Genomic DNA, 22,104 nt, shown 5'->3' on the forward strand with positions numbered 1-22,104 from the left:
CGCCAACAACGTGGCTGCGCCAGTAGCGGCAGGGGGCTGCGACCAAGGCGCCCACTTGAGCTCTTTGGCGCGCCCTGGGTATGAGCACGATCAATTCATCTACACGTGCTATACTTTCAGGTTCCCAAAAGTGCGTCATCGCAGCGATGCTGAACTGATCCGCCGGCCGAAATTTCCGGGCGGATCGAGGCGGCGGCCGCGTGCCCGAGCCGGGCCTGCCAGCAGGGCATGCGCGGCGCACTCAACTGTACCCAGGTTCCTATGTCCCGCGCCCTTCGCAACATCGCCATCATTGCCCACGTCGACCACGGCAAGACTACGCTCGTCGACCAACTGCTGCGCCAGTCCGGCACCTTCCGTGACAACCAGCAGGTCGCCGAACGCGTCATGGACTCGAACGACATCGAAAAAGAGCGCGGGATCACGATTCTCGCGAAGAACTGCGCGGTCGAGTACGAAGGCACCCACATCAACATCGTCGACACCCCGGGCCACGCCGACTTCGGTGGCGAAGTGGAGCGCGTGCTCTCGATGGTCGACTCGGTGCTGCTGCTCGTCGACGCCGTGGAAGGCCCGATGCCGCAAACGCGCTTCGTCACGAAGAAGGCGCTCGCGCTGGGTCTTAAGCCCATCGTGGTCGTCAACAAGATCGACCGCCCGGGCGCGCGTATCGACTGGGTCATCAACCAGACCTTCGATCTGTTCGACAAGCTCGGCGCGACCGAAGAGCAGCTCGACTTCCCGGTGGTGTACGCCTCGGGCCTGAACGGTTACGCGTCGCTCACCGCCGATGCGCGCGAAGGCGACATGCGCCCGCTGTTCGAGGCGATCCTCGAGCACGTGCCGGTGCGCGACGCCGATCCGGAAGGTCCGCTCCAGCTCCAGATCACCTCGCTCGACTACTCGACCTACGTCGGCCGTATCGGCGTGGGCCGCATCAAGCGCGGCCGCATCAAGCCGGGTCAACCGGTGGCGCTGCGCTTCGGTCCGGACGGCGACGTGATGAACCGCAAGATCAACCAGGTGCTGTCGTTCAGCGGCCTCGAGCGCGTGCAGGTCGAATCGGCCGAAGCTGGCGACATCGTGCTGATCAACGGCATTGAAGACATCGGCATTGGCGCCACGATCTGCGCGGTCGATACCCCCGAGGCGCTGCCGATGATCACGGTGGACGAGCCGACGCTCACGATGAACTTCCTCGTGAACTCGTCGCCGCTCGCCGGCCGCGAAGGCAAGTTCGTGACGAGCCGCCAGATCCGCGACCGTCTCACGAAGGAGCTGAACCATAACGTCGCGCTGCGCGTGAAGGACACCGGCGACGAAACCACGTTCGAAGTGTCGGGCCGCGGCGAGCTGCACCTGACGATCCTGATCGAAAACATGCGCCGCGAAGGCTACGAGCTGGCCGTGTCGCGTCCGCGCGTGGTGCTGCACGAAGTCGACGGCGTGAAGCAGGAGCCGTACGAAATGCTGACCGTGGACGTCGAAGACGGCCACCAGGGCGGCGTGATGGAAGAGCTGGGCCGCCGCAAGGGCGAAATGCTCGACATGGCTTCGGACAGCCGCGGCCGCACGCGTCTGGAGTACCGCATTCCGGCCCGTGGCCTGATCGGCTTCCAGGGCGAGTTCATGACGCTCACGCGCGGCACGGGCCTGATGAGCCATGTGTTCGACGCTTACGGTCCGGTCAAGGAAGGCACACTCGGCGAGCGCCGCAACGGCGTGCTGATCTCGCAGGACGACGGCGCCGCTGTCGCCTACGCACTGTGGAAGCTGCAGGACCGCGGCCGCATGTTCGTGAAGCCGGGCGATGCGCTGTACGAAGGCATGATCATCGGCATCCATAGCCGCGACAACGACCTCGTCGTGAACCCGATCAAGGGCAAGCAGCTCACCAACGTGCGCGCCTCGGGCACCGACGAAGCCGTGCGCCTCGTGCCGCCGATCCAGATGTCGCTCGAGTACGCAGTGGAATTCATCGACGACGACGAACTCGTCGAAGTCACGCCGCAGTCGATCCGCCTGCGCAAGCGCCATCTGAAAGAGCACGAGCGTCGCCGCGCGAGCCGCGAAGGCGCTGCAGAGTAAGCTCAGTCATTGATTTTTTGCGCACTGCAATGCAAGTAAGGAGCCAGCAAAGCCGCCTCTCTGTGGGCGGCTTTTTTGCATCCGGCGGTAATTGCGTTGCAGTGCAAGAAGAGTGCGTTGCAAACGCCGCAAAGGCCCGTCTGCAAAGGGTTTGCGTGTGCGGTTGTGCCACATTGCAATCTATGGGGAGTATCACTTCTGTGATATCCTCCGCGGATGCATGATTTAGGTCCTTCCAAGCAGACTTGATTCGCAATCCGCTAAACGGTCAGGCCGTGGCGCGGAAGGTTGAGTAACCCGCTATTTCTCGAGAAACTCGAAGAAAGGTGAGCGTAAATGTCGGAAACGATGAAGCAGTTTCAGCTGAACTCCTACCTGTTCGGCGGCAATGCTCCGTATGTCGAAGAGCTATACGAAGCATATCTTGATAACCCCGCGTCCGTTCCGGACACGTGGCGCCAGTACTTTGACGCACTGCAAAACGTGCCGTCATCGAGCGGCACGTCCGACAACGACATCGCCCACGGGCCGATCGTCGAGTCGTTTGCCCAGCGCGCCAAAGCCAACGCCTTCATCCCGCGCGGAGGCGGCGAAGATCTCGCCACGGCGCGCAAGCAAGTTTACGTTCAGTCCCTGATTGGCGCTTATCGATTCCTCGGCTCGCAATGGGCCAATCTCGATCCGCTCCAGCGCCGCGAACGTCCGAACATTCCCGAGCTCGAGCCCGCGTTCTACGACTTCACCGAAGCCGACATGGACGAGACGTTCAGCGCCACGAACCTGTATTTCGGTTTCGAGCGCGCGTCGCTGCGCGAGATCGTCAAGGCGCTGCGCGACACGTATTGCGGCACGATCGGCGCCGAGTACATGTACATCAGCGATCCTGAGCAAAAGCGCTGGTGGAAGGAGCGTCTCGAGTCGATCCGCTCGACGCCGAGCTTCTCGAACGACAAGAAGAAGCACATCCTGCAGCGCCTGACGGCCGGCGAAGGCCTCGAGCGCTTCCTGCACACCAAGTACGTCGGCCAGAAGCGCTTCTCGCTCGAAGGCGGCGAGTCCTTCATCGCCGCGATGGACGAAGTCGTCCGTCACGCTGGCGCGAAGGGCGTGCAGGAAATCGTCATCGGCATGGCCCACCGCGGCCGCCTGAACGTGCTCGTGAACACGCTCGGCAAGATGCCGGCTGACCTCTTTGCCGAATTCGAAGGCAAGCACGTGGACGACCTGCCGGCCGGCGACGTGAAGTACCACAAGGGCTTCTCGTCGGACATCGCGACCGAAGGCGGTCCGGTCCACCTGTCGCTCGCGTTCAACCCGTCGCACCTCGAAATCGTCAACCCGGTGGTCGAAGGCTCGGCCAAGGCCCGTATGGATCGCCGCGGCGACGACGACGGCCTGCAAGTGCTGCCGGTGCAGATCCACGGCGACGCGGCCTTCGCGGGCCAGGGCGTCGTGATGGAAACGCTGAACCTCGCGCAAACGCGGGGTTACGGCACGCACGGCACGCTGCACATCGTCATCAACAACCAGATCGGCTTCACGACCTCGGACCCGCGCGACGCACGCTCGACGCTGTACTGTACCGACGTCGTCAAGATGATCGAGGCGCCCGTTCTGCACGTGAACGGCGACGATCCGGAAGCGGTCGTGCTGGCGATCCAGCTCGCGGTCGATTTCCGCATGCAGTTCCACAAGGATGTCGTGGTCGACATCGTCTGCTTCCGCAAGCTCGGCCACAACGAGCAGGACACCCCGGCGGTCACGCAGCCGCTCATGTACAAGAAGATCGCGCAGCACCCGGGCACCCGTGCGCTGTACGCCGAGAAGCTCGTGCAGCAGGGCGTGATCACGGCTGAAGACGCGGACAGCTACATCAAGGCCTACCGTGCCGCGATGGACGAAGGCCACCACACGATCGACCCCGTGCTCTCGAACTACAAGAGCAAGTACGCGGTGGACTGGGTGCCGTTCCTGAACCGCAAGTGGACCGACGCCGCCGACACGGCCGTGCCGCTCGCCGAGCTCAAGCGCCTTGCCGAGCGCATCACCACGATCCCCGAGAACTTCAAGGTTCACCCGCTGGTCGAGCGCGTCATCAACGACCGCCGCGCGATGGGCAAGGGCGATGCGAAGCTCGACTGGGGCATGGGCGAGCACCTCGCGTTCGCCTCGCTGGTCGCATCGGGCTACGCCGTGCGTCTCACGGGCCAGGACTCGGGCCGCGGCACGTTCACGCACCGCCACGCCGTTCTGCACGACCAGAACCGCGAGCGCTGGAACGACGGCACCTACATCCCGCTGCAGAACATCGGCGAGAACCAGGCGCAGTTCACGGTGATCGACTCGGTGCTCTCCGAAGAGGCGGTGCTCGGTTTCGAGTACGGCTACTCGACGGCTGAGCCGAACACGCTCGTCGCGTGGGAAGGCCAGTTCGGCGACTTCGTGAACGGCGCGCAAGTCGTGATCGACCAGTTCATCTCGTCGGGCGAAGTGAAGTGGGGCCGCGTGTCGGGTCTCACGATGCTGCTGCCGCACGGCTATGAAGGTCAGGGTCCGGAGCACTCGTCGGCGCGTATCGAGCGCTTCCTGCAACTGTGCGCCGAGCACAACATGCAGGTCGTTCAACCGACCACGCCGGCACAGATCTTCCACGTGCTGCGCCGCCAGATGATTCGCCTGTTCCGCAAGCCGCTCATCATCTTCACGCCGAAGTCGCTGCTGCGTCACAAGGAAGCCGTTTCGGATCTGTCGGAGCTCGCGAAGGGCACGTTCCAGCCGGTCATCGGCGAAGTGGACGACGCCATCGACGCGAAGAAGGTCAAGCGCGTGGTCGCCTGCTCGGGCCGCGTGTACTACGACCTCGTCGCGCATCGCCGCGAATCGAAGTCGAACGACGTCGCGATCATCCGTATCGAACAGCTCTATCCGTTCGCGCACAAGCAGTTCGAAGCCGAGCTGAAGAAGTACGACAACGCGACCGAAGTGGTCTGGGTGCAGGACGAGCCGCAGAATCAGGGCCCGTGGTTCTACATCGAGCACCACCTGAAGGAAGGCATGAAGGAGGGCATGAAGCTCGCGTACAGCGGCCGTCCTGCCTCCGCCTCGCCGGCCGTCGGCTACTACGCGAAGCACTACGAGCAGCAGAAGTCGCTGATCGAAGGTGCGTTCGGCCGCCTGAAGGGCGCGCAGGTCGCGAAGTAAGCACACATAGAGTGAATCGAACCGGGAAAGCGCGACACATCGATCACGCGCTTTCCCGCGCTCACGTGCGCGACCCGGTTCGTCATACGGGGAAAGTCCCCGGACAAGTATTCAGGAAAATCACATGGCTATCGTAGAAGTCAAGGTCCCTCAGTTTTCGGAGTCGGTGTCGGAAGGCACGATGCTGCAGTGGAAGAAGAAGCCGGGCGAAGCTGTTGCCCAGGACGAAGTCGTCATCGAGATCGAAACCGATAAGGTCGTGCTCGAAGTGCCCGCGCCGGCCGCCGGCGTGCTGGCCGAGATCGTGGTGGGCGACGGCGCAACCGTCACGAGCGAACAGCTGATCGCGAAGATCGACACGGAAGGCAAGGCTGGCGCCGTTGCGGCTCCCGCCGCTGCTGCCGCGCCGGCTGCTGCTCCCGCAGCGGCACCGGTCGCCGCCGCTGCCGCATCGACGGCCAGCAGCACGGTCGCATCGCCCGCCGCTTCGAAGCTGATGGCGGAGCAGGGCCTGTCGGGCGGCGACGTCGCCGGCACGGGCCGCGACGGCCGCATCACGAAGCAGGACGTGCTCGGCGCCGGCGCACCGAAGGCAGCTCCGGCCGCCGCACCGGCTGCGAAGCCCGCCGCTGCAGCGAAGCCGTCGCTGCCGCAAGTCAACGCACCGGCATCGGCTGCCAACTGGCTCAACAACCGTCCGGAACAGCGCGTGCCGATGTCGCGCCTGCGTGCGCGTATCGCCGAGCGTCTGCTCGAGTCGCAGCAAACCAACGCCATCCTCACGACGTTCAACGAAGTGAACATGGCGCCGGTCATGGACCTGCGCAACAAGTACAAGGACAAGTTCGAGAAGGAACACGGCGTGAAGCTCGGCTTCATGTCGTTCTTCGTGAAGGCCGCGGTTCACGCGCTGAAGAAGTTCCCGCTCGTGAACGCGTCGATCGACGGCAACGACATCGTCTACCACGGCTACTTCGACATCGGTATCGCTGTCGGCTCGCCGCGCGGTCTGGTGGTGCCCATCCTGCGCAACGCAGACCAGATGAGCCTCGCCGACATCGAGAAGAAGATCGCCGAATTCGGCCAGAAGGCCAAGGACGGCAAGCTCTCGATCGAGGAAATGACGGGCGGCACGTTCTCGATCTCGAACGGCGGCGTGTTCGGCTCGATGCTCTCGACCCCGATCATCAACCCGCCGCAGTCGGCGATCCTCGGCGTGCACGCGACGAAGGAACGCGCCGTGGTCGAGAACGGCCAGATCGTGATCCGTCCGATGAACTACCTCGCGATGTCGTACGACCACCGCATCATCGACGGCCGCGAAGCCGTCCTGTCGCTGGTCGCGATGAAGGACGCGCTGGAAGATCCGGCTCGCCTGCTGCTCGACCTGTAATAACGCGTTGTAGCGCGGGCCAGGGCTCACGTCCTGCTCGCGCATCCAGTCTCACACTGAGCGTCGCGCGCGCGCAATCCGTCAAGCCGGATTCCGCGCGCCGCGCTCACGTATCGAAAGGATGACCATGTCCAAAGAATTTGACGTCGTCGTGATTGGCGCCGGCCCCGGCGGCTATATCGCGGCGATCCGCGCCGCGCAGCTCGGCAAGTCGGTTGCCTGTATCGAAAAATGGAAGAACCCGGCTGGCACGCTGAAGCTCGGCGGCACCTGCCTGAACGTCGGTTGCATTCCCTCGAAGGCGCTGCTCGCCTCGTCGGAAGAGTTCGAAAGCGCCCAGCATCACCTGGCCGACCACGGCATCAACGTGGGCGACGTGTCGATCGACATCGCCAAGATGCTCGCCCGCAAGGACGGCATCGTCGAGAAGATGACCAAGGGCATCGAGTTCCTGTTCCGCAAGAACAAGATCACCTGGCTCAAGGGCCACGGCAAGTTCACGGGCAAGACCGATGCCGGCGTGCAGATCGAAGTGAGCGGCGAAGGCGAGACCGAAGTCGTCACGGCGAAGAACGTCATCATCGCGACGGGCTCGAAGGCGCGTCATCTGCCGGGCATTCCGGTCGACAACAAGATCGTCGCCGACAACGAAGGCGCGCTCACGTTCGACTCCGTGCCGAAGAAGCTGGCCGTGATCGGCGCAGGCGTGATCGGTCTGGAGCTCGGCTCGGTGTGGCGCCGTCTCGGCGCCGACGTCACGGTCCTCGAAGCGCTGCCGGAATTTCTCGGCGCGGCTGACCAGGCGCTCGCGAAGGAAGCCGCGAAGCTCTTCAAGAAGCAGGGTCTCGACATTCACGTCGGCGTGAAGGTGGGCGAAGTGAAGGCCACCGACAACAACGTCACGATCAACTACACGGACAAGGACGGCAACGCGCAAGTGCTCGAAGCCGACCGCCTGATCGTGTCGGTCGGCCGCGTGCCGAACACCGACAACCTCGGTCTCGAAGCGATCGGCCTGAAGGCCAACGAGCGCGGCTTCATCGACATCGATGACCACTGCCGCACGGCAGTGCCGAACGTCTACGCGATCGGCGACGTGGTGCGCGGCCCGATGCTCGCGCACAAGGCCGAAGACGAAGGCGTGCTGGTGGCCGAGATCATCGACGGCCAGAAGCCGCATATCGACTACAACTGCATTCCGTGGGTGATCTACACCGAGCCGGAAATCGCGTGGGTCGGCAAGACGGAGCAGCAGCTCAAGGCCGAAGGCCGCGACATCAAGACGGGCCAGTTCCCGTTCATGGCCAACGGCCGCGCGCTCGGCATCAACAAGTCGGACGGCTTCGTGAAGATGATCGCCGACGCCAAGACCGACGAGTTGCTCGGCGTGCACATCATCTCGGCCAACGCATCGGACCTGATCGCGGAAGCCGTGGTGGCGATGGAATTCAAGGCTGCCGCCGAAGACATCGGCCGCATCTGCCATCCGCACCCGTCGCTGTCCGAAGTCATGCGCGAAGCGGCGCTCGCCACCGACAAGCGCGCGCTCAACATGTAATGCATCAGGGCAGGGCGGCCGTCTTTTAATGGCCGTTTTGCCTCGCAGTACCATGCATCACGTACAGAGGCGGGTGGGCTTTGGCCCCCCCGCCTTTCTTTGTTTGTTGCCCACGAAATGAACGTCACCGAATACTACGAAAACGAACTGCAGAAGCGGGGATACAAGCCCGACCCGGCCCAGCGTGTCGCCATCGACCGGCTGCAGCGGTGCTACGACGAGTGGGTCGCATACAAGTCGCGTCGCTCGAACGCGTTCTGGAAGCTCATCAACCACCCGGACCTGCCGCGCGGCGTCTACATGTGGGGCGGCGTCGGCCGCGGCAAGAGCTTCCTGATGGACAGCTTCTATGCGGTCGTGCCGCTACAGCGCAAGACGCGCTTGCATTTTCACGAATTCATGCGCGAGGTGCACCGCGAGCTAGAAGAGCTCAAGGGCCAGGCCGACCCGCTCGATGAACTCGCGCGGCGCATCGCGAAGCGCTATCGCCTGATCTGCTTCGACGAATTCCACGTCTCGGACATCGCCGACGCGATGATTCTTTATCGCCTTCTCGATGGTCTGTTCAAGAACGGTGTGCAGTTCGTGATGACGTCTAACTACGATCCCGATTTGCTCTATCCCGATGGCCTGCATCGCGACCGCATGCTGCCGGCCATCGAGCTCATCAAGGAAAAGTTGGATGTCCTGAACGTCGATGCGGGTGTCGACTATCGCCAGCGCACGCTCGCGCAGGTCGAGGTCTATCACACGCCGCTTGGCGCGGCCGCCGACCGCGCGCTGCGCCACTCGTTCGCGCAGCTCGCCGCGGTGCCCGACGAAAGCCCGCTCCTGCGCATCGAAAAGCGTGAGCTCAAGGCACTGCGCAAGGCCGATGGCGTCGTGTGGTTCGACTTCGCGACGCTGTGCGGCGGTCCGCGCTCGCAGAACGACTATCTCGAGCTCGCGAGCCGCTTTCACGCGGTGATCCTCTCGGACGTGCCGCAAATGACGCCTCGTATGCAGTCCGAAGCGCGCCGCTTCACCTGGCTCATCGACGTGTTTTACGACCACAAGGTGAAGCTGCTCATGTCGGCGGCGGTGCCGCCGGAGCAGCTATACGTCGAAGGCCCGATGGCCAATGAATTCACGCGCACCGTTTCGCGCATCGTCGAGATGCAGTCGAAGGAATATCTCGAAACGCCGCGCCGTATCGTGGATACGTCGCTGACTTAAACGCTCAGGCGTCCGGAGTCGAGCATCCGGGGCGCAATGCGCCACTACGGCCCTGAAAAAACAGGCGCGAATCCGCTTTTTCAAGATTCGGACTCGTCTGATAGGGGCCGGAGGGTCAAGTCGATATCTTTAGTCAGGACAGGTTCTGACAAAGGAGTAGACCATGACCCCCCATCGCGATATTACCGAGGAAGAATGGCAGCGCGTGATGCCGCTGCTGCCAGAATTGCGTCCGCGCTCGGAAATGCGCGGCCGTCCGCTTGCCAACACCCGTTCGGTGCTCAATGGCGTCCTGTGGGTCATGTATAGCGGCGCCACGTGGTCGGCCATGCCGCGCCGCTACCCGTCCTATCAAACCTGCCATCGGCGCTTCAAAGCCTGGCATGACGAAGGTGTTCTCAAGCGCGTGATGGCCGAGCTGTTCGGCGAAGAGGGCGTCGCGCTGTGCGACACGATCGAAACGCGCATGCGCAAGCACCTGAGCCGTGCCGAAAAGGCCGCTGCGCGCGTTCAGGAAGGGATGCCGGGCGTGCCGTCCGCGCCGCGCAATTCGCCGTTCAGCCCGGCCACGCCCGGTGTGCCGCAGCCGTTCAGCTATCGCTCGGTGTACCGTCACACGGCTTGACGGGGCGAGCGCCCCGAGCGCGTGATGCGCACCCGAGAAGCCTGCCGAGGCCGCCTTGTTGCAAGGCGGCCTTCGCTTTTTCAGGCGTTCGCGAATTTACTGCTGACGTACCCAGGTTTGCGAGCGGCCGAGCAGCGAAATGCCCAGGTAGCCGCGCACCACCAGCTTCTGGCCACCCTCTTCGGTGTGCATCTTGCAGCGGTATACCTTGCCATTCTCGGGGTCGAGAATGTGGCCGCCGTCCCATTCGTCGCCGGCCTGTTTCATGCCGTCGATGATCGTCATGCCGAGAATCAGCTGGTCCTTGCGTGAGTCCGTGCATGCGGTGCAGCGGCGGTCGGGGTGGTCGTTCGGATCCAGACCCTTGATGACCTTGCCGCTGAGACCGCCGCTGCCGTCCTCGCTGATTTGCACGAGCGCCTTGGGCTGCCCGGTGTGATCGTCGACCGTTTGCCAGACGCCGACGGGTGAGTTCGACTGCGCATGCGCGGCGAGCATTCCGCCGAGCAGGACTCCCGCCAGCGCGAATTGTCGCACCGCGCGGGCCGCCAACGAGGGGGCACGGCTATTGAATTGAAACATGTGTCTTCCTCCACTGATGTTTATCGCTATGTGTGCGTCTAACCGCCGCGGGCCACAGTGCATGGCCTCGATTTGCGGCGAACCGCACGGCGCATTCGTTCGCGGCGAAGGCGCGCAGCGGTCAGGGCAGGATACGCGAAAGCGCTGCGCGCGTTTGCGAGGAGAAACTCTAGTCGGCATGCACGAGCGCGCTATGCACGCGCCGTGCCTGGCCGAGCGATGCGGGCCCTCGTCCCGTTCGGTCGTCCCGCCCGGATACGGGCTCAGTTGAGCTGATACGAGAACGTCGCGTTCACACGCGGGCTGCGCGAGGCGCTTTCGACGGGCGCATCGGCGAGCGCTTTTGCCACGGAGAGATCGAGGCTGTAGTACTTGCCGTCGGTGATCCGGAAGCCCAGCGACGCCGACGAAAGCCGCGAAGGCGAGGGCGTCCCCGCATGCAGGTACACGCGCGCCATGTCGAACGAGACGTAGGGCGTGATCGTCTGCAGCCACACTTGGCCCACCTTGAATGGATGGTTCAGCTCGAGCGCGAAGGCCCAGCCCGAATCGCCCGACGCCTCGCCCGGCTCATAGCCCGCAGCGAAGCGTTGCGCGCCGAAGGAGATCTGCTCGGAGGTCGGCAGCGTGTTCGGGCTGTATTGCCCCGTTGCGGCGATTGCGGTGCCGAAACCCATCGGCCAGTCGTTGGTCTGTGAGAACGAGGCGTCGGTGCGCACGAAGTTCAGCGACACGGGGTTCTGCAGCGCGAACCCGGGAATGTTCGTGTCCGCCGATTTCGATGCGCCGAGAATGTCGAAGGCCTTCGCCACCGCGACGCTCGCCTTGCGCACCTGGCCCGGCTTCACGTCGGTGTAATCGGCTTGCAGTTGCAGCACCCGCACCTGCGAGCTCAGGCCGTATTGCAGGCCGTTGATGGTGTTGTGGTAGCGGTCCTCGTCGTGCGCCGCATAGGCGCTCACGGTGCCGACGACGCTGCGCGTATTGCTCAAGAGCAGCGGATACGAAAGCGAGCCCGTGAGCTTGTCGCTGATGACGGTGCGCTCCACGTAACTGGGCAGGCCCGGGTTGTCGACGGGGTTGCCGCGGTAATGCGAGGCGTCGAGCTTCGCCGTCAAGCCGTCGCTCGCGATGGGCACGGCTGCATGCGCGGCGAGGTAGGTGACGTTGTCGCGCCCCTTGGGCAGCAGCGCCGAAAAGCTCAACTGCTCGCCGAACGGCGTGAGTCCGTTTTCGGTGAGCGTCATGAGGCCCTGCACGCCCGGGTGATTGAAGTCGATACCGGTGCTCACGTCATACGGCTTGTGCGCGGCGTCGAGCTCGAGCGTGGTGGCGCCGTCGGTGGTCGTGGGCGGCGGCACGTTCGCCTTTACCTTGAGCCCCGGCAGCATGCCGAGCACGTTGATGTAGCGCTGGAACGTGGCCGTGCGCAGTGGCCGGTCCTCGACGATGTGCGCCGCGACCGCGCGCATCTTGCCCTCGAGCGCACCAGGCTTGCCCGTGATCTTCACGTCTTTTACATAGCCTTCGACGACCGTGATGTGCACCACGCCGCCCGCGAAGTCCTGCGCCGGCACGAACGCGAACGACAGCGCATAGCCGCGGTCCTGGTAGAGCTTCGTCACGCCATTGGCCGTTTCGATGAGCTGGCCGATCGTGATGTCGTGATTCGCGAGGGGCGCAAAACGCCTGGCGACCTCGTCGAATGGAATCGATTTCACGCCCTCCACTTTGAAGGTGGTCGGCGTGATATGCGTGGCGAGCAACTGCTGCAGGGCAGGTGTTTGCTGCTGCACTTGCACGGTCACGCTGGGCGCTTTCTGTGGCGCATTGATTTGCGGCAGAGCGTCGAGCGGATTGCCTCCCAGCGGGTTGCCTCCCTGTAAATTCCCGCCCGACGCCGGCCGGTTCTGCTGTGCTACTGCCACCCCCGTCAAGCCGGCGCTCGCCATGACTCCCAACGCGGCGAGCACGGCCCATCCTGCGACTTTCATTGGACTACCCTCGACTTGTCGGACGGCGCGCGCCGGGTGCCTGAACACTGTGGCGCGGCCGTCTCTTTGTGCCGCCTTTTCAGCGGTCTTTGCGTGGCTCCCTGATTGCCCGCGTGTTATTCCTGTGTACTCCGTACTACCTGATCTGACGTTGCCAGGCTTCGCGCGCCGCGCCGTTCCTCTCCAAACGCCGCGCTGCGCATCGCCCATCTTGCACGGCGGTGGTTGTGCGCGCTACGGCAGCTTGTGCAGCACGCCGCTCAGTAATCCCCCCGATGTACTTGTGCCGCCAGAACTGCTTGAAGAACCCGCGGCGCCGGCCGTCGCGCCGAGCCCACCCGTGAGCGAGCCGACAAGGGCTGTCACTGGGGTGAGCAGGGCGCCCGCACCCGTGCTGCTGCCGCCCGCGAGCGCAGCGAGCGGACCCGTCGCCGTCGCGGTGCCCGAGCCGCCGCTGCTTGCCGCGTTGCCTGCCGCGCTGCCTGCCGAGCCCGCAGCGGAGGTTACCGTGGAGCTCACGCTCGAAAGCAGCCCGCCGGCCACCGGCAGGCTGCCAAGGCCGCTCGTGAGCGCGCCAGCGCCGCCCGCACCACCGCTGCCATTCGTGGCGCCGGCTGCCGCGCCCGTGACCGCTGCGAGCGGCGTGCCGCCGAGGCCGACGCTCGCTACCGTCGCGTTGAGCGGGCCGAGCGGGCCAGCTGCAGCTGCGCCGCTCGGCGGCCCGTTGGCGACGAGCGCGGTGTTGCCACCCACGAGACTCGTGATGAGGCCAGGAATAGGCGCAGCGCTATTCGGTGCGTTCGGGTTGACGAGGCCACCTGCGTTGGTGACCGTGTTGCCGACGGCGCTGATCAGCGTGCCGGCATCGGCGCCGAGCGGCCCGAGCGCGCCAGGCGCACCGTTTGCCTGCGAGCCGGCGGTAGTCGATGCGACCTTCGTGCCGGCCGTCTGCACCGCGCCGCCCACTTGCGCGAGCAGGCCCGAGACCGGCACGCCAAGGCCGGTCGAGGTGCCCGCTTGCTGGGTGATGAGGCCGGCCGTGGCGACGATCGGCGTGATGGTCGTGCTGATCGGCTGCGTGGCCTGTTGCACCGGAGCGGACGAGAGCACGTTGCCGAGCGACTTGCCCGTGGTGTTCACGGCGTCGGCCGTTGTGTCGAGCACGGTGGCGACGGGCGTCGTCACAGGGGCGAGCGGTGCGAGCGGCCCGTTGCCGAGTCCGTTGACCGTGGTTGCGGCGCCCTGGACCACGCCGCTCGATGCGCTCACGACGTTGCCGAGCCCGGCTGCGGTCGTGCCGACCGGGTTTGGCGTCGAGCCGGTCTGGCCGACGCCGTTCGAGACGGCGTTGGCGAGCGCGGCGGCGACCGTGCCGGTGCTCGACACGGCATCGCCGAGGCCCTGGCTGGCCTGTGGGCTCGTGCCCGACACCGTGGTCGAACCGACCGCGTTGCCGAGATCGTTTGCCGATTTGGCCACCGAGTTGACCACGCCGCTCGTGCCGGTCGACGCGCTGGTGCTGCCGTTGCCGCTGGTGTTGCTCGAGCCGTTGCCGCTGGTGCCGGCGGTCGAGCCGCTGGAGCCGCCGGAGCCGCCGGAGCTGCCACCGGTGCCGCCAGCACCGGTCGTGCCGGTTGCGCCCGACGAAGCCGAGGGTGGCGTGTAGCTGCTGCCGCCGCAGGCGGCGACGCTGCAGGCCACGGCTGCGGCGAGCGCCGTGAGGCGCAGGCTGCGCACGAGCGCGACGACACGGTCGCCGCCGCTGCCGGGGTGGTTGTGATTGGCAGTAAAGCTGGAACTGGAACTGCTGGACATGACGCTGTCTCCTGAACTTGAACTGAAAGAGCGCTGGAATGCGGTGCCGAACGGCTTTCCGGGGCGGATTACTTCTTGCCGCCGAGCAGGCCGCCGACGAGTGACGTGAGCCCAGCGAGCTGGCTCGTTGCGCCGCTGCCGGCGTTGCCCCCGGTCAGGGAGCTGAGCGAGAGCCCCGGCGCTGTGCTGGAGGTGTTGCTGGCGGCCGGTGCGCTGGACGTGCTGGCGGGCTTGGTGCTTGCACTGAGCGTTGCTCCCGCGACAACCCCACCGCCCGGGGTGCCAGTACTGCTCGCGGCGCTGGTGAGCGCGCCGGTGACGCTGTTGACGGTGCCGGCGACGAGGCCCGTGACCGGAGCGAGCGGGCTGCTGCTGCCGCCCGAGGCCGAGGAGAGCGCGCTGGTCGCCGTGCCGAGTGCGCCGGTGACGGGCGCAAGCGGATTGCCGCCGCTCGCATTTGCGCCGACGCCGATACCGAGCGTTGCACCGCCGCCGGCAGCGCCACCGGTCACGCTGCTCAAGATCCCCGTGACGGGCGCAAGCGGATTGGTGCCGCCGCTCGTCTTACCGCCCGTCAGCAGGTTGCCGGGGGTGGCGACGGTCTTGCCCGTATCGGCGACGAGGTTGCCCACGCCCGTCGCGGCGGGATTCGTGCCGCCCGTTTGCGAGACCAGCGCGCCGCCTTTCTGGATGCCGCCGCCGAGTGTCTGCAGCAGGCCCGCGACCGGTGCGCTTGCGCCCGTCGTGCTGCCCGCCGTCTGCGTGGTGGCGGCGAGCATCGAGGTGATCGGCGTGATGGTGGAGCTCAGTTGCTGCGTGACTTGCTGCACCGGGCCTTGCGTGAGGGCGCCCGTGAGCGTGTTGCCCGCGCCCGTGACGGCGCTGCCCAACGTGCCCACCGCGCCGCCTACGGGCGTCGTGATGGCTGCGAGCGGCGCAAGCGGGCCGCTGCCAAGACTCGTGACGAGCTGGCCCGTGCTGGTGACGCCCTTGCCCGCGTCGCTCACGCCGCCGCCCGTGCTCGCGAGCGTGGTGCCCACCGGATTGCTGCTCGCGCCGAGCTGGCCGAGCCCTTGGGAAACGCCGTTGCCGAGCGTGGAGACCGCGCCACCCACGTTCTGGACGACACCGCCTGCGGCTTGGGTGGTTTGTGGGCTCACGCCGGGCAGCGTCTGCGCAGCGATCGTGTTGCCGACGCCCGAAACGGTGGAGCCGGTATCGCCCACGACGTTGCCCGCAGCATGCGCGACAGCGCCCACGGCATTGGCCGAGACAGTCGTGCCGTTGTTGTTATTGTTGTTGTCGCTGCTGTTATTGCTGCTGTTGCTGTCGCCCGAACCGTTCCCGCTGCCGTTTCCGTTTCCGTTGGAGGCGGTGGTGGTGTTGCCCGCGCCGCTTTGTGTGCCGTTGCCACTGGCTGTGCCCGCGCCACTGTCGCCAGTGCCGTTGGCGTTGTCCGCGGCGGTGGCGCCTGAGCCTGAGCCTGAGCCGCTGCCGTCCCCGCTGCCAGTGCTGCCGCCAGTGGCGCCGCTTGCGCCGCTGCTTGTCTGCAGCGCGCCGCCGCTGCCGCCCCCGGTACCGCTGCTGAGGGAGCCCGAGCCGCCGCAGGCGCTCAGCGAGAGCAGCGTGGCGATGGTCGCAGCGACGACCGTCAAGCGTGCTGCGTTCGCGATGCGCTGTTTGTTCATGATGTGCCCTCGGTTCGTATCGTGTGTTGTTTGTTTATGTGCCCGGTCCATCAGACCTGCGCCACCTACACTGCAACTGACGTGCCAATGCAAGCGCTCGCGCGAAAACAACACCTGGTGCCGTGTGGAGGGTTTCGTCTAATCAAGACTTATCAAGCCTTTGCGAGCGCTTTTGTCGAATGAATAGCGGGAGGCCGAAATGGGGCGTTACGCGATGCCATGCGTTACGTCACGTAACGTGGAGAGTTCGGTGTTACGGGTGTTGGCGTAACGAGACAGGAAAGTCATCGCGGTGACACGAAGATAAATAACCTCGCGCCCGCATGGAGACTGGGTTGGCAGAGCAAACGTTAAACACTGTCAGATTATCGAGTCCTGACTAGTGACGTAATGGTTTGCCCGAAGTAAACCGCAAAATGCAGATGCCGATAATGAAGTTACGACTTGGCGCTTGCATAACGATCGATTGCGTTACGTAGGGCGTTACGCTATAAAAACGCACAGACCAAAAAATACAAACAGAGCCTTACGCAAGCATGAACGAGGGACATGCCTGCGATTGGGCCGCAACGTTGGCGGACTGACATGGCAGTTCGTGGACCGGATGCATCGGCGCAATTCAAGAAGCGTTTATTACGAGCGCCGGTGTGAATCAGCGTAAGCGTGCGAAAGAGAGAGGGCCGAAATGAACAAGTTGTTAAAGCACTTCGCAAAGTCGGAAGAAGGGGTCACGGCGCTGGAGTACGGGCTTATCGCCGGGGTTATCGTCATTGCTGTGGCGTCGACTGTTCCTGCACTGGGAACACAACTCACGTCCTTGTTCAACTCCATCGAGGGCAAGGTCGCGACTGCTGCTTCAAACGCGGCAGGCTGATCGAGCGTTTCGGGTAACGCTCAACATCGCTCACTGTTAGACGTTCCAGCGCGCGCTCGCTTGCGAGCACGTGCTGGATGGTTGCGCGCACACCGTTCTCGATGATTCCATTTTATCTATCCAGCCTCGTGTTTGGCGCGTGGGCTGTGGCAGTTGCCGTCTGCGACTGCCGCTCGCGCCGCGTGCCAAACGGACTCGTGGGCGCAGGGCTAGTCGCCGCATTGGCGGCGGCGCTGCTGCACGCGGGTCCGGCGCATCTGGGCATCGGGCAGGCACTGGCCGCCGCCGCGGTGGGGCTTGCCGCGCTCATGCCGTTCTTCGTGCTCGGCATGATGGGCGCGGCCGACGTCAAGGTCTTTGCGGTGCTTGGCGCGTGGTGCGGGATGCACTCGCTCGTGGGCCTGTGGGTGGTCGCGAGCCTTGCGGCGTTCGTGCACGCGCTCGCCATGCTGATTACGCTGCGCGCACGCGCGCATGTCACCACGGTGCGGCCCGCGCGGTTCGTGACCGTGGGGGCGCGGCGCGGTACGCCGTATGCTGCGTGTCTGAGTGTGCCCGCGCTCGTCTGGCTCGTGCTCCAACTGGCGTCCGGGTTGCCGAAATGATTGCGCGAACAACCAATAAGCTGGCAATCCTCACGCGGGCAGGGCGTGGCAAGCGCGCTCAACGCGGCACCGCCGCTGTCGAGTTTGCACTCGCATTTCCGCTTTTCTTCGCGATCCTTTACGGGATCGTCATGTACAGCGTGATCTTTCTCGTGCAGCAAAGCCTGACTTCGGCCGCCGCGGAAGGCGCGCGTGCAGCACTCGTCTATCAGAACGGGGCCGATCCCGCCTCGGCGCTTGCGAGCCGCGCACAGGCGGCCTGCACGCGGGCGCTCACCGTCGTGAGCTGGCTCACGCACGCGCCGCAATGCACGCCGGCGGTCAACGCCGCGCCGTCTGGATGCACCGGGAACACGGCAATGGATTGCGTGCAGATCACGCTCACCTACGCATGGAGCACCAATCCGCTGGTGCCGCCGCTGCCGCTCATGGGGCTGCTCGCGCCGTCGTCGCTCGTTGGCCAGGCGAGCGTGCAGATCGATCCGGAGAACCTCCTGTGAAACCTGCGTGCGTGCCTTCGGTTTGCTTACGGAGTCTGCCGGCTCGAAACTTGCTAGATCCAATTCGCTCGCATTGTGGATGACCGTTCATGGCCAACCTGACCAAAATCACCGCAGGACTCCTGATCGCGGGCGCGCTCGTGCTCGGGCTGCTCGCGTGGACGCTTGCGCGCCGCCCGCCGCCGCCCTCCGTGATGCCGGCGCCGCCTACTACGCAGGTGCTCACGCCGGTCGTGGTGGCCACGCGCGCGCTATCCGCGGGCCAGCCGATTCCTGCGGACGCGCTGCGTGTCCAGCCGCTGCCGATCCACCCGCAGGGTGCCGTGAGCGACAGCGCGCTGGTTGCGGGCCGCGTGCCGCTAGCCGATATCGCCGCCGACGCGCCCGTGCTCGATCAGCAGCTCTCGTCGAGCCTCGCCGCGAGCCTGGCGCCTGGCGAGCGCGCGGTGGCCGTGCGTGTCGATGAAACCAACGCGGTCGGCAATGCGCTGCACGCGGGCAACTACGTCGATGTGTTCTTCACGCTGCGCCGCGACGGCAACGGCGCGAATGGCGGCGAGATCGCCCGTACCCAGGCGCGTCTTTTGATTTCGAAGGCGCGCGTGCTGGTGTTCGGTGCGCAGCCCGAGGCGCCGGGGTATGCGGGCGGCCAGCGCACGAGCAACTTCGGCAGACAGAACGTAGCGCCACGCACGGCGGTGCTCGCCGTGCCGCTCGCCGAAGTCGATCAACTCGCACTCGCCCAAAGCCAGGGACAACTGATGCTCGCGCTGCGCAACCCGACCGATGACGGTGAGGCGGATCCCGCCGCATTCGGCCCGCAGCCCGGCGTGCTCAAGGTGGTCTCGCGCACGGCGCCGGACAGTTCCACGCGTGCGGCGGCGGGCGTCGCGCTCGACCAGCTCGCGGGCAACGGCGTGCAGCGCGAGACGGCGCCGGCAACGCCGGCAGCGCCGGCCGCGCCGCGCCGCGCCGGCGCGAGCGCGCACGGCGGGCTCGAAGTGATACGGGGGGGGCGCACCGAAACGGTCGCCTGGTAACGATGCAGGGGCGCGTGATGCTCAAGCCGCCAGCAGGTTGCGCGGACCTGGCCGCCTACGAGAGAAGCAGGAACACAATGACGATAACGAGAGTTTTCGGCGTGGCTGTGGCCGCCGCATGCGCGGGCGCGCTTGTGCTCGCCGCCATGCCCGCATGCGCAGCGCCGCCCGCGCAGGGCAGCACGGCATATGCGAGCGACTCCGCAGAGGGCTTGCCATCCAGCATCGATATCGCGGTGGGGGAACAGCGCACGCTGCCCGTCACGGGCACGCTCACGCGTATCGCCGTGGGCGACCCCTCCGTGGCCGACGTGCTGGTGATCCGCGGCGACCGGCGCGGTGGTGTGCTGCTCGTCGGCAAGGGTGCGGGCACGACGAACGTGATGCTGTGGGAAGGCGGCGGCGCGCCGCGCACGTTCACCGTCAATGTGACGACGAATGCGGCGCGCGCGCTGCTGGGCGCGGGCACGCCCGACGTGAAAGTGCTGGGCGACACGGCGCTCATCACCGGCCGCGCCGCGACGATGGAGCAGCACCAGCGCGCGGTGGCGGCGGCGCAGGGCTCGGTCGGCAAGGGCGCAAAGGGCGGCAAGGACGCCAGGGAAGGGAACGTGCTCGACACGTCGAGCATCGCGACGCGCCCGGTCGTGCAGGTGGACGTGCGCGTGGTCGAGTTCAGCCGCAGCGTGCTCAAGCAGATCGGCTTCAACTTCTTTCACCAGAACAATGGCTTTGCGTTCGGCTCGTTCTCGCCCACCTCATTCAACTCGGGGACCATCAACTCGGCGGGATCGGGATCGTCGGGTTCGATGGGGTCCACGAATTCAACGACGTCGAGCGCGTTGAGCACGACGCTCCAGGCGGCCGCGCCGATCGCCTCCGCGTTCAACCTCGTGTTCGCGTCCGCCACGCACGGCCTGTTCGCCGACCTGAGCCTGATGGAGACGAACAACCTTGCGCGCGTGCTCGCCGAGCCCACGCTCGTCGCGCTCTCGGGCCAGAGCGCGAACTTCCTCGCGGGCGGCGAGATTCCGGTGCCGGTGCCGCAGGCGCTCGGCGCCACCGCGATCGAATACAAGCCTTACGGCATTGGGCTCTCGCTCACGCCCACGGTGCTCTCGCCGCAGCGCATCGCGCTCAAAGTCGCGCCCGAGGCGAGCCAGCTCGACTTCGCGAACGCGGTGACGATCAGCGGCGTGTCCGTGCCCGCGATCACCACGCGCCGCGCCGAAACGACCGTCGAGCTGGGCGACGGCGAGAGCTTCGTGATTGGCGGCCTGATCGATCGCGAAACGGCGTCGAACGTGAACAAGGTGCCGGTGCTGGGCGACCTGCCCATCATCGGCACGTTCTTCAAGCAGTTGAACTATCAGCAAAACGACAAGGAACTGGTGATCATCGTGACGCCGCACCTGGTGTCGCCGCTCGCGAAGGACGCGAAGCTGCCCGCCACGCCCGGCGAGCTGTCCGAGCAGCGCGACGCGCCGGTATGGCGCTCGCTGCTTAGCGGCGCGGCCTCGCGCGATCCGGTGCCGGGATTTTCACCGTGACGCGGCGCGCGAGTGGCGCGCTCTGGTACGCACGCCGCGCGCGTGGGCCGCATCCGCGGCGGCATTCGCTGCGCGAGCAGCACAAGGAGAGCATTCATGAACGCGAGAGCGCAGGTGTCGACTGAACGCACGGTGGCGGATTCGTTCGTCTTCGCGTCGGCGAACGACGCGCACGCGCGTTGGGTCGCGCACACGCTCGGCCCGGTAGGCAAGGTGGAGACCGTCGTGCTCGACCCCGCACTCGTCGCGCAGCAGATCTCGCAGAACATGCCTTCGCTGCTGCTGGTCGATTTTTCCGGGAGCGGCAATGCGCAGGGCGGCTCCCGGCGCGCCGGCCTCGCGCAGGGTAGCGCCGCGAGCGCGGTGGCGGCGGCTGCGCATGCGGCGTTTCCGGGCCTGCAAATCATCGCCGTGGGCACCCTCGCCGAGCCGGAGAGCGCGATTTCGGCGCTGCGCGCAGGCGTGCGCGATTTCGTCGATGCGGGCGCAGACAGTGAGGATGCCTTACGTATCGTGCGCCAGGTGCTGGAGAACCGCGTGGAGCCCGTGAGCCGGCATGGCCGCCTCACGGTGCTGCTCGGCGCGCGCCCCGGCATGGGCGTCACGACGCTCGCGGCGGGCCTCGGCGTGCTGCTCGCGCAAAAGGGCGCCGCGCTGAACCGGCACGCCGCGCTGCTCGATCTCGGACTGCCCGCGGGGGACGGCGCGCTGCTCCTGAACGCGGGCAACGGCTTCAGTTTCGTCGATGCGGTGCGCAACCTGCGCCGCTTCGATCAGACCTTCGTGCACACGGCGCTCGCACGTCACGAGAGCGGGCTCGCGCTCACCACGCTGCCCGCCGATCTCGGCGCGTTGCGCGAGGTCTCGTATCAGTCGGCGGTGGCCTTGCTCACGCGCCTGCGCGCGTTCTTCGACCAGCAGGTCGTCGACCTCGGCGGCTTCTCGAACGCGGAGTTCGTCTTCGAGGTGGCGCACGCGGCGGATCAGGCCTGGCTCGTGTGCGACCAGAGCGTTGCGTCGATCGTCGCGGCGTCGCGCCAGCTCGAATTGCTGCGCGACGGCGGCATCGAGAACACCAGCCTGCGTCTCGTGATCAACCAGTACGAAGCGGGCATCGACCTGAGCGCGGCGCAGATCGCCGAGCGCCTCGCCATCGAGCTCGCGGGCGTGCTGCCTGCGCGTCGCGTGGCGCTGTGCCAGGCGGCGAACCGCGGCCAGCTGCTCGTTCAGAGCGCGCCGCGCGACCCCTACGTGCGTGCGCTCGACGCGCTCGCGGCACAGCTCGACGGCATGCGCACGCCGGTACCGAAGAAGTTCGACGCGCTGCGCCGCCCGCTGCGTGGCCTTTTCCAACACTCATCGAAGCGTTCGTAGAT

Annotated in this window: 16 protein-coding genes; 12 read left to right on the top strand and 4 right to left on the bottom strand. The window is 65.9% G+C overall.

Features of this window, described 5'->3' with window-relative positions; genetic code table 11:
• The first annotated feature begins 261 nt into the window (after positions 1 to 261).
• The 6 genes from typA to EYW47_RS05315 all read left to right on the top strand — a co-directional run bounded on the left by typA (position 262) and on the right by EYW47_RS05315 (position 10,080).
• The gene (gene typA / locus EYW47_RS05290; RefSeq protein WP_133193826.1) at positions 262 to 2,088 is read left to right on the top strand and encodes a translational GTPase TypA; all 1,827 of its coding nucleotides are present in this window, start codon (positions 262 to 264) and stop codon (positions 2,086 to 2,088) included.
• A gap of 336 nt (positions 2,089 to 2,424) precedes the next feature.
• A complete protein-coding gene (locus EYW47_RS05295) occupies positions 2,425 to 5,289 on the top strand; it encodes a 2-oxoglutarate dehydrogenase E1 component (RefSeq protein WP_133193827.1) in 2,865 nt (954 codons plus the stop codon).
• Between the two features lie 124 nt (positions 5,290 to 5,413).
• The gene (gene odhB, locus EYW47_RS05300) at positions 5,414 to 6,682 is read left to right on the top strand and encodes a 2-oxoglutarate dehydrogenase complex dihydrolipoyllysine-residue succinyltransferase (protein WP_133193828.1); all 1,269 of its coding nucleotides are present in this window, start codon (positions 5,414 to 5,416) and stop codon (positions 6,680 to 6,682) included.
• Positions 6,683 to 6,809: 127 nt separating this feature from the next.
• Positions 6,810 to 8,240, top strand: coding sequence for a dihydrolipoyl dehydrogenase (gene lpdA / locus EYW47_RS05305; RefSeq protein WP_133193829.1), 1,431 nt, complete (start codon positions 6,810 to 6,812; stop codon positions 8,238 to 8,240).
• A gap of 117 nt (positions 8,241 to 8,357) precedes the next feature.
• Positions 8,358 to 9,455 (top strand): cell division protein ZapE, encoded by a 1,098-nt coding sequence (gene zapE, locus EYW47_RS05310; protein WP_133193830.1) that lies wholly within the window; start codon positions 8,358 to 8,360, stop codon positions 9,453 to 9,455.
• Positions 9,456 to 9,618: 163 nt separating this feature from the next.
• Positions 9,619 to 10,080: a transposase gene (locus EYW47_RS05315; RefSeq protein WP_133193831.1), complete on the top strand. Its 462-nt coding sequence runs from the start codon at positions 9,619 to 9,621 to the stop codon at positions 10,078 to 10,080.
• A 96-nt stretch (positions 10,081 to 10,176) separates the two neighbouring features.
• Here the strand turns inward: EYW47_RS05315 and EYW47_RS05320 are convergent, their stop codons facing one another.
• The 4 genes from EYW47_RS05320 to EYW47_RS05335 all read right to left on the bottom strand — a co-directional run bounded on the left by EYW47_RS05320 (position 10,177) and on the right by EYW47_RS05335 (position 16,159).
• Positions 10,177 to 10,662 (bottom strand): DUF2147 domain-containing protein, encoded by a 486-nt coding sequence (locus EYW47_RS05320; protein ID WP_133193832.1) that lies wholly within the window; start codon positions 10,660 to 10,662, stop codon positions 10,177 to 10,179.
• A gap of 263 nt (positions 10,663 to 10,925) precedes the next feature.
• Positions 10,926 to 12,614: a ShlB/FhaC/HecB family hemolysin secretion/activation protein gene (locus EYW47_RS05325; RefSeq protein ID WP_377784933.1), complete on the bottom strand. Its 1,689-nt coding sequence runs from the start codon at positions 12,612 to 12,614 to the stop codon at positions 10,926 to 10,928.
• A 276-nt stretch (positions 12,615 to 12,890) separates the two neighbouring features.
• Positions 12,891 to 14,471 carry a collagen-like triple helix repeat-containing protein gene (locus EYW47_RS05330; protein WP_133193834.1) on the bottom strand — a complete coding sequence of 527 codons (1,581 nt, stop codon included), beginning with the start codon at positions 14,469 to 14,471 and terminating at the stop codon, positions 12,891 to 12,893.
• Between the two features lie 68 nt (positions 14,472 to 14,539).
• The gene (locus tag EYW47_RS05335; RefSeq protein ID WP_133193836.1) at positions 14,540 to 16,159 is read right to left on the bottom strand and encodes a collagen-like triple helix repeat-containing protein; all 1,620 of its coding nucleotides are present in this window, start codon (positions 16,157 to 16,159) and stop codon (positions 14,540 to 14,542) included.
• Positions 16,160 to 16,844: 685 nt separating this feature from the next.
• Between EYW47_RS05335 and EYW47_RS05340 the strand changes: the two genes are divergently transcribed.
• From EYW47_RS05340 to EYW47_RS05365, 6 genes are all read left to right on the top strand, one after another.
• Positions 16,845 to 17,033 carry a Flp family type IVb pilin gene (locus EYW47_RS05340; RefSeq protein ID WP_133193837.1) on the top strand — a complete coding sequence of 63 codons (189 nt, stop codon included), beginning with the start codon at positions 16,845 to 16,847 and terminating at the stop codon, positions 17,031 to 17,033.
• Positions 17,034 to 17,110: 77 nt separating this feature from the next.
• Entirely contained in the window at positions 17,111 to 17,638 is a 528-nt protein-coding gene (locus EYW47_RS05345) for an A24 family peptidase (protein WP_240763552.1), read from the top strand.
• Complete coding sequence (locus EYW47_RS05350; protein ID WP_133193838.1) at positions 17,635 to 18,138, top strand: TadE/TadG family type IV pilus assembly protein; 504 nt, start codon at positions 17,635 to 17,637, stop codon at positions 18,136 to 18,138. The genes EYW47_RS05345 and EYW47_RS05350 overlap by 4 nt, the downstream gene beginning before the upstream one ends.
• Before the next feature lie 89 nt (positions 18,139 to 18,227).
• Positions 18,228 to 19,178, top strand: coding sequence for a Flp pilus assembly protein CpaB (gene cpaB, locus EYW47_RS05355; protein WP_133193839.1), 951 nt, complete (start codon positions 18,228 to 18,230; stop codon positions 19,176 to 19,178).
• A gap of 146 nt (positions 19,179 to 19,324) precedes the next feature.
• Positions 19,325 to 20,728: a type II and III secretion system protein family protein gene (locus EYW47_RS05360; RefSeq protein ID WP_133194207.1), complete on the top strand. Its 1,404-nt coding sequence runs from the start codon at positions 19,325 to 19,327 to the stop codon at positions 20,726 to 20,728.
• Between the two features lie 96 nt (positions 20,729 to 20,824).
• The gene (locus EYW47_RS05365) at positions 20,825 to 22,102 is read left to right on the top strand and encodes a P-loop NTPase family protein (protein ID WP_133193840.1); all 1,278 of its coding nucleotides are present in this window, start codon (positions 20,825 to 20,827) and stop codon (positions 22,100 to 22,102) included.
• Positions 22,103 to 22,104 lie beyond the last annotated feature (2 nt).

The sequence above is a fragment of the Paraburkholderia silviterrae genome, from assembly GCF_004353915.1.
Classification (GTDB): Bacteria; Pseudomonadota; Gammaproteobacteria; order Burkholderiales; family Burkholderiaceae; genus Paraburkholderia; species Paraburkholderia silviterrae.